The organism is Methylobacterium sp. ap11 (genome assembly GCF_900110515.1).
In the GTDB taxonomy this organism is placed as follows: Bacteria; Pseudomonadota; Alphaproteobacteria; order Rhizobiales; family Beijerinckiaceae; genus Methylobacterium; species Methylobacterium ajmalii.
In genome coordinates this window covers 767-17,026 of the sequence record NZ_FOEB01000011.1, presented here as the reverse complement: position 1 = coordinate 17,026, position 16,260 = coordinate 767, and the positions used below count along the sequence as shown (strand labels likewise).

The window sequence follows — 16,260 nt, the reverse complement described above, 5'->3', positions numbered from 1 at the left end:
GCGCCGCCGCGCCTGTCAAGCGAGGATGCGGCGGCGCAGCGGGGACGACCCGGTTCTAGCCGACCGGCAGGGCGCGGCTGCCGGGCTTCACCGCGGGGATCGCGGCGAGCTCGGGCGGCAGCTGGTCGGCCGGGTAGTTCGGGATGTCGAGGGTGACGAGGGCGACGAGCGGCATGCCGAGATCGGCCTTGCCGCCCGAGCGGTCGATCAGGCAGGCGGCGCCCACCACCTCGCCGGGCTCCTGCGTCAGGGCGGCCAGGCACTCGCGCGAGGACAGGCCGGTGGTGACGATGTCCTCGACCATCACCGCCCGGGCGCCCTTCGGGATCTGGAAGCCGCGGCGCAGGGCGAAGGGCTTGCCGGGGTCGCGCTCGACGAAGATCGCCTTGGCGCCGAGCGCCCGCGCGGTCTCGTAGCCCGGCACGATGCCGCCGATCGCCGGCGAGACGACGTAGTCGACCTTCCCGTACCGGGCCGTGATCCGCTCGGCGAGGGCGCTGCAGACCCGGGCGGTGCGCACCGGATCGGTGAAGATCGCCATCTTCTGCAGGAACACCGCGCTGTGCAGCCCCGAGGAGAGCACGAAATGGCCCTCCAGCAGGGCGCCGGCGGAGCGGAATTCGGCGAGGACGTCGTCGGAGGTCATGAGAGCCTTCAGTGGTCGGCGGGGGAGCACTGAGCCGGGGCTTGTGGCAGCCCGCCGGCCCCGGTGCAATCCTGCCCGTCCGCCCGCCTCACCCGTTCACCCGGTCGACCCGGCTCACCACCCGCTTGGCGCGCAGCTCCGACACGATGGCGTTGAGGTGCTTCAGGTCCCACACCGCGAGGTCGATCGTGACGTCGGTGAAGTCCTGGCTGCGCCGCTTCATCGAGATGTTGTCGATGTTGCCGTCGTGGTCGGCGATCACCTGGGCGATCTGGGCGAAGCTGCCGGGCTCGTTGATCGATTGCAGGGCCAGCCGCGCCGGGAAGCGCTGGTTGGAGGCGCCGTCCACGTCCCAGCGCACGTCGAGCCAGCGGTCCGGCTCGTTGTCGAAGGCGGCGAGCGCCGGCGACTGGATCGGGTAGATCGTCACGCCCTCGCCGGGGGTGAGGATGCCGACGATCCGGTCGCCCGGCACGGCGCCGCCGTCGGGGGCGAAGCGCACCAGGAGGTCGCTGTCGAGGCCGCGGATCGGGATCGCGCCGTCCTCCGAGGCCTCGCCGCCGGGGGCGGCCTGCTTGCCGTTCACGTCCTTGCCGTTCGCGTCCTTGCCCGGCCAGGTGAGCCGCACCGTCTGGTCCTTGTCGAGGGACAGGCGGCCGGCGCCGCTGACGTGCGGCCGCGGACCGCCCGGGGCGGGCTGGCTCGCGGCGCGGCGCTCGTCCTTGTAGTCGGGATAGACCGCCTTCACGACGTCGCCGGAGAACATCTCGCCCCGGCCGACCGCCGCGAACACGTCCTCGGTCGATTGGCGGGCGAGCCGGGGCAGGGCGCCCCGCAGCTTCTCGTCGGAAAAGTTCTTGCCGGCGCGCTCGAAGGCGCGGTCGAGGATCTGCCGGCCGAGACCCGCATATTGCCGGCGCACCGCCGAGCGGGTGGCGCGCCGGATGGCGGCGCGGGCCTTGCCGGTGACGACGAGGGATTCCCACGCCGCCGGCGGGATCTGCCCGTCGGCCCGGGCGATCTCGACCTCGTCGCCGTTCTGCAGTTCGGTGAGGAGCGGCGCGATGCGGCCGTTGATCTTGGCCCCCACCGCGGTGTTGCCGACGTCGGTATGGACCGCGTACGCGAAGTCGATCGGGGTGGCGCCCCGGGGGAGCGCGATCAGCCGGCCCTTCGGGGTGAAGCAGAAGACCTGGTCCTGAAACAGCTCGAGCTTGGTATGCTCCAGGAATTCTTCGGGGCTGTCGCCCTCGGCGAGCAGTTCGATGGTGCGGCGCAGCCATTGGTACGCGCCGCTCTCGGTGGCGAGATGCGGCGCGCCGTCCTTGTAGAGGGCGTGCGCGGCGATGCCGTACTCGCCGATCTCGTCCATCTCGGTGGTGCGGATCTGGAGCTCGACGCGCTGGCTCTTCGGCCCGATCACGGTGGTGTGGATCGACCGGTAGTCGTTCTGCTTCGGGGTCGAGATGTAGTCCTTGTAGCGGCCGGGCACCATCGGCCAGGTGGTGTGGACGACGCCGAGCGCCCGGTAGCAGGTGTCGACCGTGTCGACGATGACCCGGAAGCCGAAGATGTCGGACAGCTGCTCGAACGCGACCGACTTGCGCTCCATCTTGCTCCAGATCGAGTAGGGGCGCTTCTGCCGTCCCTTGACGGTGGCGGTAATGCCGGCATTCGCGAGCTTGGCGACGAGGTCGCGCTCGATGCTCTCGACGAGGCGCTCGGACTTGGCCGAGAGGTCGGAGAGGCGCTTGCTGATCGTCGCGTAGACGTCGGGCTTCAGGTTGACGAAGGAGAGGTCCTCCAGCTCCTCGCGCAGCTCCTGCATGCCCATGCGGCTGGCCAGCGGCGCGTAGATGTCGAGGGTCTCCTGCGCGATGCGGGCGCGCTTCTCCGCCGGCATGTGCTGCAGGGTGCGCATGTTGTGCAGCCGGTCGGCGAGCTTGACCAGCAGCACCCGGACGTCGACCGCGATGGCGAGCAGGAGCTTGCGGAAGTTCTCGCCCTGCGCGGCGCGCTTCGAGACCAGATCCAGGCGCTTGATCTTGGTGAGCCCGTCGACGAGCCGGCCGATCTCCGGGGTGAACACCCGGTTGATCTCGTCGAGGGTGGCGGCGGTGTCCTCGACCGTGTCGTGCAGCACCGCCGCCACGATGGTGGCGTCGTCGAGCCGCAGGTCGGTGAGGATGGCCGCCACCTCGAGCGGGTGGGCGAAGAACGGATCCCCGGAGGCGCGCTTCTGCGTGCCGTGCGCCCGCATCGCGTAGACGTAGGCCCGGTTCAGCAGCCCCTCGTCGGCGCCGGGGTTGTAGGCCTTGACCCGCTCGACGAGCTCGTACTGGCGCATCATCCGCCGTTGGTCTCCTTCAGGCGCGCGAGAGCCGACGGCACGCGGCCGGCGGAGGCGTCGCGGCGTGCCGGATCTGAAGCCGGTTGCGCTGAACGCCGACGACGCTGGTGGAGGTCCGGATGGGAATATCGAGCCGAACGTGCGGCCGCGCCAGCCCCTAAACGTCGCGGCGGCGGCGCTTCCGCCCGGGATCGGTCAAAAAGGTCACGAAAAAACCCGGCCTCTCGGCCGGGTTCGGGTCGTGGGGGTCCTGAGGGAAGGCTCGGTCGCCTTCCTGCTCTTGGTCCCGACGGAAGGCTCGGTCGCCTTCCTCCTCCGGGTCCCGACGGAAGGCTCAGTCGCCTTCCTCCTCCGTCTCGGTCGGGGGCGCGAGGTTCTCGAGGCCGCGCAGCAGGTCCTCTTCGCTCATCTTGTCGAACTGGATGTCGTCGCCGTCGCCGGAGCCCTGCGGTGCCACCGCAGCGGCGGCCGGCGAGCTGGAGAGCAGTGGCACGGTCTCGGCCTCCGGCTCGTCGACCTCGACGTATTTCTGCAGCGAGTGGATCAACTGCTCCTTGAGGTCGTCCGGCGTGATGGTCTCGTCGGCGATCTCACGCAGGGCCACGACCGGGTTCTTGTCGCGGTCGCGGTCGATGGTGAGGGGGGCGCCGGAGGAGAGCAGGCGAGCCCGGTGGCCGGCGAGCAGAACCAGCTCGAAGCGGTTCTCGACCTTGTCGATGCAGTCCTCAACGGTGACGCGAGCCATGCGCGACCCCTTCCTTGGTCAAACGAAAATCTCGGAGTAGCGGCCTCCCTACACGAGATGCCGTTTTGCAACAAGCGTCGGCAGCCCGGAGGATGTGAGGCTTTGCAGGGCAGCCGGGTAAAGTGCACGGCGCGGGTAACCCTCCCCCTCCGCGGGGGAGTGTGGCCTACGGAGTAGGCGCAGCGGGACGCAGTCCCGCCGAGAGGGGCAGCGCGACATCGGTATAGAGGGAGCCGGTCACCGAGGTCGCGACCCCTCCGGAAGCGTCGACCCCTCTCCCGCCTCGCATCCGCGAGCAACCCTTCCCCGCAGAGGGGGGAAGGGGGAAACCCGCGGCACTTCTTCTTGCCGAACGGCTCGCCCTCCGTAGAGGATCGCCGAGGCGACGACGTTCCGCCGACTGGATTCTCCCGCGTCGGACGACGCATTTTTACCGTCCGGCCACGCTTGACTAGCGCCGAAGGCTCTGCGACTGGCGCCGCCCAATCGCTGCGTCCCGCAGCCGCATCGACTCACGAACCCAGGGCAGGAAACACCCGCACGTGTCGCGCGCCTTCATCTTTCCGGGCCAGGGCAGCCAGGCCGTCGGCATGGGCTCGGCCCTCGCCCAGGATCACGCCGCCGCCCGCGCGGTCTTCGCCGAGGTCGACGAGGCCCTGGGGCAGAACCTCTCGCGCCTGATGTTCGAGGGCCCGGCCGAGGAGCTGACCCTCACTGCCAACGCCCAGCCGGCCCTGATGGCCGCCAGCATCGCGGTGCTGCGGGTGCTGGAGGCCGAACGCGGCCTCGATCTCGCCCGGGACGTCGCCTACGTGGCCGGCCATTCGCTCGGCGAGTACAGCGCGCTCGCCGCCGCCGGCAGCCTGTCGCTCGCCGACGCGGCCCGCCTGCTGCGCCTGCGCGGCGAGGCGATGCAGAAGGCGGTGCCGGTGGGCTCGGGCGCCATGGCGGCGCTTCTCGGCCTCGACGTCGAGGCGGCGGCCGAGGTCGCCGCGGAGGCCCGTGACGGCGAGGTCTGCGACGTCGCCAACGACAACGGCGCCGGCCAGGTCGTGGTGTCGGGCCACCGCGCCGCGGTCGAGCGGGCGGTCGCCCTGGCGCAGGGCCGCGGCGCCAAGCGCGCGGTGATGCTCAACGTCTCCGCCCCCTTCCATTGCAGCCTGATGGCGCCGGCCGCCGAGGCGATGCGCGAGGCGCTCGCCCGCGTCGACCTGTGCCCCGCCAGGGTGCCGGTGATGGCCAACGTGCTCGCCGCTCCGATCGGCGAGCCGGCGGCGATCCGCTCGGCCCTGGTCGAGCAGGTCACCGGCACGGTGCGCTGGCGCGAATGCGTGGCGGCCATGGCCGCTGCCGGCGTCGACGCCTTCTACGAGATCGGCACCGGCAAGGTGCTGTCGGGCCTCGTCAAGCGCATCGCGGCGGGGACGTCGGCCACGCCGGTCGGTACCTCGGCCGAGGTCGCGGCCTTCACGCTCTGAGAAAGACACCATCCATGTTCGACCTCAGCGGCCGCAAGGCCCTCGTCACCGGCGCCACCGGCGGCCTCGGCGGCGCCATCGCCCGCTCCCTGCACGCCCAGGGCGCCCACGTGGCGATCTCGGGCACGCGGCGCGAGGCCCTGGAGGCGCTGGCGGGCGAGCTCGGCGAGCGCGTCCACGTGCTGGAGGCCAACCTCTCCGACACCGCGGCGGTCGAGGCCCTGGTGCCGGCGGCCGAAGCCGCGCTGGGCGGCCTCGACGTCCTGGTCAACAACGCCGGCATCACCCGCGACAACCTCTTCCTGCGCATGAAGGACGAGGAGTGGGACAGCGTGATCGCCGTGAACCTGACGGCGGCGTTCCGGCTGTCGCGGGCGGCGGTGAAGGGCATGATGAAGCGCCGCCACGGCCGCATCGTCAACATCGGCTCGGTGGTGGGCGCGACCGGCAATGCCGGCCAGGGCAACTACGCCGCCGCCAAGGCCGGCCTCGTCGGCCTGACCAAGGCGCTGGCGGCCGAGGTGGCGAGCCGCAAGATCACCGTCAACTGCATCGCGCCGGGCTTCATCACTTCGCCGATGACCGACGTGCTGAACGACAAGCAGCGCGAGGGCATCCTCGCCACGGTGCCGATGGGGCGCCTCGGCGAGGGCGCCGAGATCGCGGCCGCGGCGGTCTACCTCGCCTCCGACGAGGCGGCCTACGTCACCGGCCAGACGCTGCACGTCAACGGCGGCATGGCGATGTACTGACCCGGGCGCGGATGGCGGGTTGTCCCCAGGGCAAGGGCACCATTCCGTCGGCGGGGTACGGTTCCTTAACCGGAGCTGAAGCGGGCCTCGCCAGGGCGGAATCCCTGTGTTAAGCACCCGCCGGCCGTGCAAGGGGATTGACGGACCGGCCGTCCGCGGCTTTTCCACGACACGCGCGACCGGTGCGCCGGCCGCATGACGAACTCTCCCCGGGGCTCCGCCCGCACGCGGCGGCTCCGAACAATTCCACGAGCAGTAACTTAAGGACCTACACGATGAGCGATATCGCGGACCGGGTGAAGAAGATCGTCGTCGATCACCTGGGCGTCGAGCCCGAGAAGGTGACCCCGAACGCGAACTTCATCGACGATCTGGGCGCCGACAGCCTCGACACCGTCGAGCTGGTGATGGCGTTCGAGGAAGAGTTCAACGTCGAGATCCCGGACGACGCCGCCGAGACGATCCAGACGGTCGGCGACGCGATCAAGTTCCTCGAGAAGAACGCCGGCTGATCGCCGCGTCCTCCATTCACAGGTAGAACGCTTCCGTCATGGGATCGGGTCGGGATAACGCGATGCGTCGAGTCGTCGTCACGGGCCTCGGAATGGTGTCGCCGCTGGGAAGCAGCGTCGACGTCACGTGGAGCCGCCTCATCGAGGGGCAAAGCGGTGCCGCCCGCGTCGAGGCCTTCGACGTCTCGGATCTGGCGTGCAAGATCGCCTGCTCGATCCCGCTGGGCGACGGCAGCGACGGCACGTTCAATCCCGACAAGTGGATGGAAGCCAAGGAGCAGCGCAAGGTCGACCCCTTCATCGTCTACGCGATGGCGGCGGCCGGCCAGGCGCTCGACGACGCCGACTGGCACCCGACCTCCCAAGAGGATCAGTGCGCCACCGGCGTCCTCATCGGCTCCGGCATCGGCGGCATCGGCGGCATCTACGATGCCTCGGTGACGCTGTTCGAGAAGGGCCCGCGGCGGATCTCGCCGTTCTTCATTCCCGGCCGGATCATCAACCTGGCCTCCGGCCAGGTCTCGATCGCCCACGGCCTCAAGGGCCCGAACCACGCCGTGGTGACGGCCTGCTCCACCGGCGCCCACGCCATCGGCGACGCCGCGCGCCTCGTGGCGCTGGGCGACGCCGACGTGATGCTGGCCGGCGGCGCCGAATCGCCGATCAACCGGCTCTCGCTCGCGGGCTTCGCCGCCTGCCGGGCGCTCTCCACCGGATTCAACGACGAGCCGCAGCGCGCCTCGCGCCCCTACGACCGCGACCGCGACGGGTTCGTGATGGGCGAGGGCGCCGGCGTGGTGGTGCTCGAGGAATACGAGCACGCCAAGGCCCGCGGCGCCAAGATCTACGCCGAGGTCGTCGGATACGGCCTCTCGGGCGACGCCTACCACATCACCTCGCCCTCGCCGGACGGCGACGGCGCCTTCCGCTGCATGACCGCGGCGGTGAAGCGCGCCGGCATCGCCCCGTCCGAGATCGACTACATCAACGCCCACGGCACCTCGACGCCGCTCGGCGACGAGCTCGAGCTGAAGGCGGTCGAGCGCCTGCTCGGCAACGCCACCGACGTGGCGATGTCCTCGACCAAGTCCGCCACCGGCCACCTGCTCGGTGCCGCCGGCGCGATCGAGGCGATCTTCTCCGTGCTCGCGATCCGCGACGGGGTGGTGCCGCCGACCCTCAACCTCGACAACCCCTCGGTCGAGACCGCGATCGACCTCGTGCCGCACAAGGCGCAGAAGCGAAAGGTCGACATCGCCCTGTCGAACTCCTTCGGATTCGGCGGCACCAACGCCTCGCTGATCCTGCGCCGGGTCTGAGTTTTTCGGCCGGGCGAATCGTCCGGCTCCTGCTCGTCTGTTTCGAAAAGCCCCTCTCGCTCCTGCGGAGGGGCTTTGTCGTCTGTGGCCGGCGATGCGCGCGCGGCTCCATTTCGCCATAAAAGTTGCTAGGGTCTCGGTCGATTTCCGCCCCATCGGGCCGGCACGCGCGTCCACCGGCCGCTTCCCGGACGCGCCACGACAGGACCGCCATGTTTCGCAGATCGAAGACGCAGGACCCGGCGCCGAGCGTGCCGGAGCCGGTCAGCCAGCCGAACCGGCTCACTCCGCGCAGCCCGAGCGAGGCCATCAAGCCCACCGCCGCCCCACCCCCGCCCGAGAAGCCGGTGCGCGAGCGCGGCGGCCTGCTCTCGGCGGTGAGCGGCCTCCTGACCCTGTTCGTCATCCTCGGCCTCGGCGCCATCCTGGGCATCGTGGTCCTGGAGCGGCAGACCAACGAGGCCGGCCCGCTGCCCGCCGACAAGGTCGTGGTGGTGCCCCGTTCCAGCGTCGGCGAGATGGCGGAACTGCTCCAGCGCGAGGGCGTGATCGGCCACCCGATGCTGTTCGAGCTCACCGCCCGCTTCGGCCGCAAGGCGGCGCTGAAGGCCGGCGAGTACAACTTCAAGGCCCATGCCAGCATCGACGACGTGGTCGACGTGCTGGTGCAGGGCCGGCCGGTCCAGCACGCCATCACCTTCCCGGAGGGCCTGACGAGCGAGCAGATCGTCGCCCGCCTCAACGACAACGACGTGCTGACCGGCGACATCAACGAGACCCCGCCGGAGGGCTCGCTCCTGCCCGATACCTACAAGTTCGAGCGCGGCGATTCCCGCCAGAAGATCCTCAACCTGATGCGCACCAAGCAGCGCGAGGTGCTGAACCAGATCTGGGCCCGCCGCTCGCCCGACGTGCCGGTGCGCACGCCCCAGGAGATGGTCACGCTGGCCTCCATCGTCGAGAAGGAGACCGGCCGGGCCGACGAGCGGCCCCGCGTCGCCGGGGTCTTCGTCAACCGGCTGCAGAAGCGGATGCGGCTGCAATCGGATCCCACCATCGTGTACGGCCTGGTCGGCGGCCGCGGCACCCTCGGGCGCGGCATCCTGCGCTCCGAGATCGACCGGGTGACGCCCTACAACACCTACGCGATCGAGGGCCTGCCGCCGGGGCCGATCGCCAATCCGGGCCGCGCGGCGCTGGAGGCGGTGGCCAACCCCTCGCGCACCAAGGAGCTGTTCTTCGTCGCCGACGGCACCGGCGGCCACGTCTTCGCCGAGACCCTGGAGGCCCACAACCGCAACGTCGCCCGCTGGCGCCAGGTCGAGAAGGCCAAGGCCGCCGCCGATCCCGGCACGACGATCGGCGTCGACAAGGTCGAGCCGCCGGCGCAGGCCGACCCGGCGGCCGCCGGCGCCGCCCTGCCGCCGCGCACCGCCCTGCCGGGCGCCCCGCTCGCCTATGACGGCGGCGAGGCGAGCACGTCCGCCCGCTCGCGCGCCTTCGACGCCTCGGAGGGGACGGCCCGCGATCCCCTGCGCAACAAGACGTTCGACCTGAACTCGCCCAAGACCGTCCCGGTCCTGCGCAACCCCTGAGCGCCGCACACGATGACCATCGCCAGCATGACGGGCTTCGCCCGCGAGGCCGGAACCACCGGGCCCACGCACTGGGCCTGGGAGCTCAAGAGCGTCAACGGCCGCGGCCTCGAGGTCCGGGTCCGGGTGCCGACGGGCCTCGATTCCGTCGGCGAGGAGGCCCGCACCCTAGTGCAGAAGCGTCTCGGGCGCGGCACCTGCCACCTCACCCTGACCCTGTCGCGGACCGAGGCCGCGCCGCGGGTACGCATCAACGAGGCCCTGCTCGCCTCGCTGGCCGAGGCGGTGACCCGGGTGCCGATGCCGCTCGGCATCACGCTTCCCTCCGTCGACGGGCTGATGGGGGTGCGCGGCGTCGTCGAGGTCGAGGAGGAGACGGGCGACGACGAGGAGGCCCTGCGGCGCGACCTCGCGGCGGCCGCCCTGCGGCTCGTCGAGGCCCTGGCCGAGGGGCGGCGCGCCGAGGGACGGGCGCTCGCGGAGATCGTCGGCGGCCAGCTCGCCGCCATGGCCGATCTCGTCGAGGCGGCGGAGGCCTGCCCGGCCCGCCGGCCCGAGGCCGTGAAGGCCCGCCTCGCCGCCCAGGTCGCCGCCCTGATGGATGTCGCGACCTTCGATCCGGCGCGCCTGCACCAGGAGGCGGTGCTGCTCGCCACCCGCGCCGACGTGCGCGAGGAGATCGACCGCCTGCGCGCCCACCTCGCCGCCGCCCGCGAATTGCTGGCGGCTGGGGGTGCCGTCGGCCGGCGGCTCGACTTCCTGGCCCAGGAGCTCGGGCGCGAATCGAACACCCTCTGCGCCAAGGCCAACGACGTCGCGCTCTCGCGCATCGGCCTCGACCTCAAGGCGGTGGTCGAGCAGTTCCGCGAGCAGGTGCAGAACATCGAGTAGGGGCACTTGTCCCCGCCCGGCCCGCATCTCCCCGGTTGCGCGCCCGCCGGGCCGGCGGCATTGGAAGGGATCTGACGGAAGAGCCGGATGCGCGGCGGGGCACGGCCCCGCGCCCGCCCGCGCCGCCGACGAGGATGATGGAACGCGATGGTGGCGACTATGGGCTCCGAACTCCTGAACGCACCGGTGGCGCGCCGGGGCCTGGTGCTGATCCTGTCCTCGCCCTCGGGGGCGGGCAAGACCACCCTGACCCGGGCGCTGGCGCAGCGGCCCGAATGGGGCCTCGAGCTCTCGGTCTCGGTCACCACCCGGGCGCGCCGCCCGTCCGAGATCGACGGCCAGCACTACCGCTTCATCGACCGGGACGCCTTCGAGCACCTGCGCGAGCGCGACGACCTGCTCGAATGGGCCGAGGTCCACGGCAACTATTACGGCACGCCGCGCAGCCCGGTGGAGAAGGCGCTGGCCGCCGGCCGCGACATGATCTTCGACATCGACTACCAGGGCACCCGCCAGGTGCGGGGCAAGCTGCGCGACGACGTCGTCACCGTCTTCATCCTGCCCCCCAGCATGGCCGAGCTGCGCCGCCGCCTGGAGCGCCGGGCCGAGGATTCCGCCGAGACGATCGAGCGCCGCCTGCTCAACGCCCGCACCGAGATCGAACGCTGGTCGGAATACGACTACGTGCTGGTCAACGACGACCTCGACCGCTCGTTCAAGACCCTCGAGTCGATCCTGGCCGCCGAGCACCTGCGCCGCGAGCGCCAGGTCGGCCTGTCCGGCTTCGTCGGCCGGCTCCTCGCCGAGGGCGGTGCATCGCCGGCCTGATGCCCGGGACGACCCGACGCGCGGGAACGAATCGTCCACGATCCAAGTTGCCCGGGGGCCAACAAGCGCCGTCGCCGCTCCGCCGCGCCGTGCGGCCCGAGGGGAAGACAGATGCGTGAACTGACCTGCGACGTGGCCGTCATCGGGGCCGGCACGGCCGGGCTCGCGGCCTACGACGCGGCGGCGAAGGCCGGCGCCCGCGCGGTCGTGATCGAGCGCGGCCCCGGCGGCACCACCTGCGCCCGGGTCGGCTGCATGCCCTCGAAGCTCCTGATCGAGGCGGCGCGCGCCGCCCACGACGCGCGCCACGCGGGTGTCTTCGGCGTCGGGGTCGGTGAGGTCCGGATCGACGGTGCCGCCGTGATGCGGCGGGTGCGGGACCTGCGCGACGATTTCGTCGCCTCGGTCCTCGGCGGGCTCGATCGCATCCCGGCCGAACAACGGATCTCCGGCACCGCGCGCTTCTCCGACCCGGCGACGCTCGTGGTCGACGACCACACCCGGATCGTCCCGGGCGCCGTGGTGATCGCCACCGGATCGAGCCCGAGCCTGCCCGAGCCGCTGCGGCCGGTCGCCGACCGAGTGCTCACCACCGACACCCTGTTCGAGATCGAGACGCTGCCCGATTCCCTCGCGGTGCTGGGGGCCGGCGCCGTCGGGCTCGAACTCGCCCAGGCGATGACCCGCCTTGGCGTGCGCGTCACCCTCCTCGACCCCGCGGAGGCCGTCGGCGGTATCCGCGACCCCGAGGTCGCGGCGTGCGCCGCCGCGCTCCTCGGCGCCGAGATCGACCTGCGCCTCGGCGCCACCGTCGAGACCGCGACCGCCGAGGGCGAGGGCGAGGGCGTGCGGCTGACCTGGCGCCTCGCCACGGGCGAGCGGGGCGAGGGGACCTTCGCGCGGGTTCTCGCCGCCGCCGGGCGCCCGCCGAACCTCTCCGACCTCGACCTCGCGGCGGCCGGCCTCGACGACCACGAGGAGGACGGCCTGCCGGACTTCAACCCGCGCACCCTGCAATGCGGCACCCTGCCGATCTTCATCGCGGGCGACGCCAACCACGAGCGGCCGGTGCTGCACGAGGCCCAGCGCCAGGGCTGGATCGCCGGCGGCAACGCCGCGCGCTTCCCCCAGGTCGAGGCACCGTCGCCCTGGCCGGCCTTCAGCCTCGTCTTCACCCATCCGCAGATCGCCGCGATCGGCCGTCCCTTCGACGCGGAAGCCGCCCGCGACTGGGTCGTCGGCGAGACGTCCTTCGCCGACCAGGGCCGCGCGCGGGCGATGGACCGGGCCGACGGGATGATCAGGGTCTATGCCGAACCGGACGGGCGGCTCATCGGTGCCGCGATGATCGGACCGGGCGTCGAGCACCTCGCCCACCTGATGGCGGTGGCGGTGCAGGAGGGCTGGACCGCCGCGACCTTCCTCGACCGGCCGTTCTACCACCCGACCCTGGAGGAGGGGCTGCAGACCGCAGTCAAGGCGGTGGCCGCGCGGACCGGCGGCACGCGGTGACGCGTCGTCGGCGGGGACGATACTCCGTTGCGGTTTCGTTCAGCCCCAGAACCCGATAAGATGAGCGGCCCGTCGCTGGACGCGCGCCCGTTTCGGGCCTTCGCCTCCCTGGAATACCCGTGACCTTGCCCGATCAGACGATGTCTCCGGCGATCGACCTCGACGCGCTTGCGCCGCACGGCCTCGACGCGCTTCAGCAGGGCGTGATCCAGGTCGACGGCCGGGGCGTCATCCATCTCTACAACCGCGCCGAGAGCCTTTTCTCGGGCCGGCAACCCGAGCGAGTGATCGGACGCAACTTCTTCACCGACGTTGCCCCCTGCACCCACCTGCCGCATTTCTACGGCCGCTTCCGCGAGGGGTTGCGCCGGGGACGGCTCGATGACAGCTTCTCGTTCGTCTTCGGCTTCGACCCCAAGCCGATGCAGGTGCGCATCACCCTGCGCGACGCGGCGGCGCCCGACCGCTACTGGATCATCACCGAGCCGCTGGAGGCCCTCGAGGCCGGGCACCGGCGCGACGCGGTGCAGGCGGCGGTGAGCCAGCGCGTGCGGGCCGAGCCGGTCGATCCGAGCCTGTGCGAGCGCGAGCCGATCCACATCCCCGGGGCGATCCAGCCCCACGCGGTGCTGATCGCCGCCGAGGTCGACAGCCTCGCGGTGGTCGCCTGCAGCGCCAACGTCTGCGACGCGCTCGACCGCGATCCCCTCGGCCTGCCCCTCGAGGCGGTGCTGGGCGCCGGCCTCGCCGGGCGCATCCGCGCGTCCCTGCAGGGGGAGGGGATCGATCCCGGCCGCACCGTGCGCGAACGGGTCGTCCTCGCCGCCGGCCTGCCGGTCGAGGCGGTGGCCCACCGCAACGGCGAGCGCATCGTGGTCGAGCTGGAGCTGGCCCCGGCCCATCCGGACGATTTCCGCAGCGCCAGCCAGCTCGACATGGAGCTCGCGATCGGCCGGCTGCGCGGCGCCGATTCGCTCGAGGGCGCGGCCCAGGTGGCCGCGCGGGAAACCCGCGCGCTCACCGGCTTCGACTGCGTTCTCGTCTACCGCTTCGATTCCGACTGGAACGGGGCTGCGATCGCCGAGGACAAGGACCCGGACTGGAGCCGGAGCCTGCTCGGCCTGCATTTCCCCGCCTCCGACATCCCCGCTCAGGCGCGCGCGCTCTACACCCGCTCGAAAAGCCGCTTCGTCATCGATCGCGACTACGTTCCGGTGCCGCTGGTCGCGACGCCCGCGACCGCCAACGCGCCGGTCGACCTCACCTTCGCGCAGTCGCGCAGCCTGTCGCCGATCCATCTCGAGTACCAGCGCAACCTCGGGGTGAACGGCTCGATGTCGGTCTCGATCCTGGTCGAGGGGCGGCTCTGGGGGCTGATGATCGGCCATCACCGCCGGCCGCACTACGTCGCGCCCGAGACCCGCGCCGCCGCCACTGTGCTGGCCGATGCCTTCGCGATGCGGGTCTACGAACTCGAGAGCCGGCGCCTCTGGCAGGAGCAGCAGGCCCACCTCGCCCTCGAGAGCGATCTCGTCCGGGAGCTCGCCCGTTCCGACGATTTCGTGAGCGCGCTCACCGAGCAGGCCCACACCGTCCTCGACCTGTTCGGGGCCCGGGGTGCCGCGACGGTCTCGCACGATTCCGTGCGCTCCCTCGGCGAGACCCCGCCGGCCGACGCGATCCGGGCGATCGCGGGCTGGCTGCGCGAGACCCTGCCGGCGGACCGGGCCAGCTACGCCACCGCCGAGTTCCCGGCCGCCCATCCACCGAGCGCGCCCTTCGCGGCCTGCGCCAGCGGCCTGCTCGCGGTCTTCGTCGATCCGGAGCGGCGCCACCTGCTCCTGTGGTTCCGGCCCGAGATGCCGAGCACGGTCACCTGGGGCGGCGATCCGCGCAAGCCGGTGCTCGCCGGCAGCGGGCCGGTGGCGGTGCTGCCGCGACGCTCGTTCGAGCGCTGGGTCGAGGAGCGCCGCGGCATCTCGGAGCCGTTCGCCCCCTGGCAGGTCGCCATCGCCGAGGCGCTCGCCCAAGCGGTCGAGGGCGTGGTGCTGCGCCAGCAGCGCAAGATCACCGAGCTGACCGGGCTCTTGGCCGACAAGGAGCGCCTGCTGGCCCAGAAGGACCTGCTGACCCGAGAGATCGACCACCGGGTCAAGAACTCGCTCCAGATCGTCTCGGCCTTCCTGCAGATGCAGCGCCGCCAGGTGACCGATCCGGCCTCGCAGGCGGCCTTCGCCGAGACCGCGGCGCGCGTGATGAGCGTGGCGCGGGTCCACGACAGCCTCTATCAGGCCGAGAGCGTCGAGGAGGTCGATCTCGGCCAGACGATCGAGAACCTCTGCGCCGACCTCGCCGGCATGGCCGGCAAGGGGCACGCGGTCGACCTCGACGCAGAGCCCGGCCTGATGGTGCCCTACCGCAAGGCGGTGGCGCTCTCGCTGATCGCCACCGAACTCATCACCAACGCCTTCAAGTACGCCTACGCCGAGGCCGGTGGGCGTGTCGCCGTCAGCGTCGCCGGCGAGACGGAGGGGCGCATCCGCCTCTCGGTCTGCGACGAGGGCCAGGGCCTGCCGGCCGGCTGGTCCGACGCGCCGGCCCGCGGGACCGGCCTCGGCATGAAGCTGGTCCGGGCGATGCTGGACCAGATCAATGCCCGGCTCGAGGTCGAGAACCGTCCCGGCGCCTGTTTCACGGTCACGGCGTGATCGATTCCGGGGGCGACGACATCCTCGCGCGCCTGCGTGCCGAGACCCGGGAGGCGCACGAGGCGATCGAGCGCGACCTCGCCTGGGAGACCCGCGTCTCGACCCGCGAGGGCTATCGCGGCCTGCTCGCCCGCTTCTGGGGTTTCCACGCCGCCTGGGAGCCGGCACTCGCCGAGGTTCTGGCGGACGACGCCTTCTTCGGCCCGCGCCGCCGCCTCGATCGCCTCAGCGCGGACCTGCGTCATCTCGGGCTCGACGACGCGGCGATCCGGGCGCTGCCGCGTCCCGCCGCGGTGCCGCCCCGCGACCGGGCGGAGGCCTTCGGCAGCCTCTACGTCCTCGAAGGCTCGACGCTCGGCGGCCAGGTCATCGCCCGGCACGTCACCCAGCAGCTCGGCCTGACCGGCGAGGACGGCTGCCGCTACTACCGCGGCCACGGCCGCGACACCGGCGCGATGTGGAAGGCGTTTCGCCTGCGCCTCGCCGAGGAGGCCGGGACGGCCGGGGCCGAGGCCATCGTGGCCTCCGCCACCCGGACCTTCGACACGATGCGCCTCTGGCTCTGCGCGCCGTCCGACCCCGCGTGACGGCAGGGGAGGGGGCCGGGACGGGCATTCCTGTCGCCGGAGCTTCATAAAACCGGTTGACGGGCCGAAACCCCGGGCCTATACGACCATCCATCGGCGCCGGCCGCGACAGCGGCCCGGGCGCTGAGCCATCTTCGAGACAGTCCGGGCCGGTGAGCCTGACCTTGGTCAGGTGCCGGTCCTGTTTTCGCCGATGGATGCCGGGTTCGCCCGGCGCGCTCTTTGACAAGTTCATATGAGAAAGAGAAGCGTGGACGGCGTCGTCCCTGCGGATCGGATCTTCGGGTCTGGTCGTGAGTAGGATGATGCTGGTCCGACGTTTCGGTGCTCACACGAT

13 protein-coding genes are annotated in these 16,260 nt (G+C 71.8%); 10 read left to right on the top strand and 3 right to left on the bottom strand.

What is annotated here, in order from left to right; genetic code table 11:
• Positions 1-55: 55 nt before the first annotated feature.
• The 3 genes from pyrE to rpoZ form a co-directional block, all read right to left on the bottom strand.
• Positions 56-646, bottom strand: a complete 591-nt coding sequence (gene pyrE / locus BMX97_RS17210; RefSeq protein WP_060848250.1) for an orotate phosphoribosyltransferase — start codon at positions 644-646, stop codon at positions 56-58.
• Positions 647-734: 88 nt separating this feature from the next.
• Positions 735-2,996: a RelA/SpoT family protein gene (locus tag BMX97_RS17205; protein ID WP_091752583.1), complete on the bottom strand. Its 2,262-nt coding sequence runs from the start codon at positions 2,994-2,996 to the stop codon at positions 735-737.
• Positions 2,997-3,330: 334 nt separating this feature from the next.
• A complete protein-coding gene (gene rpoZ, locus BMX97_RS17200) occupies positions 3,331-3,741 on the bottom strand; it encodes a DNA-directed RNA polymerase subunit omega (protein ID WP_060848248.1) in 411 nt (136 codons plus the stop codon).
• Between the two features lie 542 nt (positions 3,742-4,283).
• Here rpoZ and fabD point away from each other — a divergent pair.
• The 10 genes from fabD (at position 4,284) to BMX97_RS17150 (ending at position 15,923) form a co-directional block, all read left to right on the top strand.
• A complete protein-coding gene (gene fabD / locus BMX97_RS17195; RefSeq protein ID WP_091752582.1) occupies positions 4,284-5,219 on the top strand; it encodes an ACP S-malonyltransferase in 936 nt (311 codons plus the stop codon).
• 14 nt (positions 5,220-5,233) lie between these two features.
• Positions 5,234-5,971 (top strand): 3-oxoacyl-[acyl-carrier-protein] reductase, encoded by a 738-nt coding sequence (gene fabG / locus BMX97_RS17190; RefSeq protein WP_060848246.1) that lies wholly within the window; start codon positions 5,234-5,236, stop codon positions 5,969-5,971.
• A 275-nt stretch (positions 5,972-6,246) separates the two neighbouring features.
• Complete coding sequence (locus tag BMX97_RS17185; protein ID WP_048430877.1) at positions 6,247-6,483, top strand: acyl carrier protein; 237 nt, start codon at positions 6,247-6,249, stop codon at positions 6,481-6,483.
• Between the two features lie 62 nt (positions 6,484-6,545).
• Complete coding sequence (gene fabF, locus BMX97_RS17180; RefSeq protein ID WP_091752581.1) at positions 6,546-7,802, top strand: beta-ketoacyl-ACP synthase II; 1,257 nt, start codon at positions 6,546-6,548, stop codon at positions 7,800-7,802.
• Between the two features lie 212 nt (positions 7,803-8,014).
• Positions 8,015-9,397, top strand: coding sequence for an endolytic transglycosylase MltG (gene mltG / locus BMX97_RS17175; RefSeq protein WP_091752580.1), 1,383 nt, complete (start codon positions 8,015-8,017; stop codon positions 9,395-9,397).
• A 12-nt stretch (positions 9,398-9,409) separates the two neighbouring features.
• A complete protein-coding gene (locus BMX97_RS17170) occupies positions 9,410-10,288 on the top strand; it encodes a YicC/YloC family endoribonuclease (protein ID WP_091752579.1) in 879 nt (292 codons plus the stop codon).
• Between the two features lie 147 nt (positions 10,289-10,435).
• Positions 10,436-11,116, top strand: a complete 681-nt coding sequence (gene gmk / locus BMX97_RS17165) for a guanylate kinase (RefSeq protein WP_060848242.1) — start codon at positions 10,436-10,438, stop codon at positions 11,114-11,116.
• 111 nt (positions 11,117-11,227) lie between these two features.
• Positions 11,228-12,628 carry a dihydrolipoyl dehydrogenase gene (locus tag BMX97_RS17160; RefSeq protein WP_091752577.1) on the top strand — a complete coding sequence of 467 codons (1,401 nt, stop codon included), beginning with the start codon at positions 11,228-11,230 and terminating at the stop codon, positions 12,626-12,628.
• A gap of 140 nt (positions 12,629-12,768) precedes the next feature.
• The gene (locus BMX97_RS17155) at positions 12,769-15,336 is read left to right on the top strand and encodes a histidine kinase dimerization/phosphoacceptor domain -containing protein (protein ID WP_091752576.1); all 2,568 of its coding nucleotides are present in this window, start codon (positions 12,769-12,771) and stop codon (positions 15,334-15,336) included.
• Positions 15,333-15,923 (top strand): biliverdin-producing heme oxygenase, encoded by a 591-nt coding sequence (locus BMX97_RS17150; RefSeq protein WP_091752575.1) that lies wholly within the window; start codon positions 15,333-15,335, stop codon positions 15,921-15,923. Before BMX97_RS17155 ends, BMX97_RS17150 begins: the two co-directional genes overlap by 4 nt.
• The last annotated feature ends 337 nt before the right edge of the window (positions 15,924-16,260 follow it).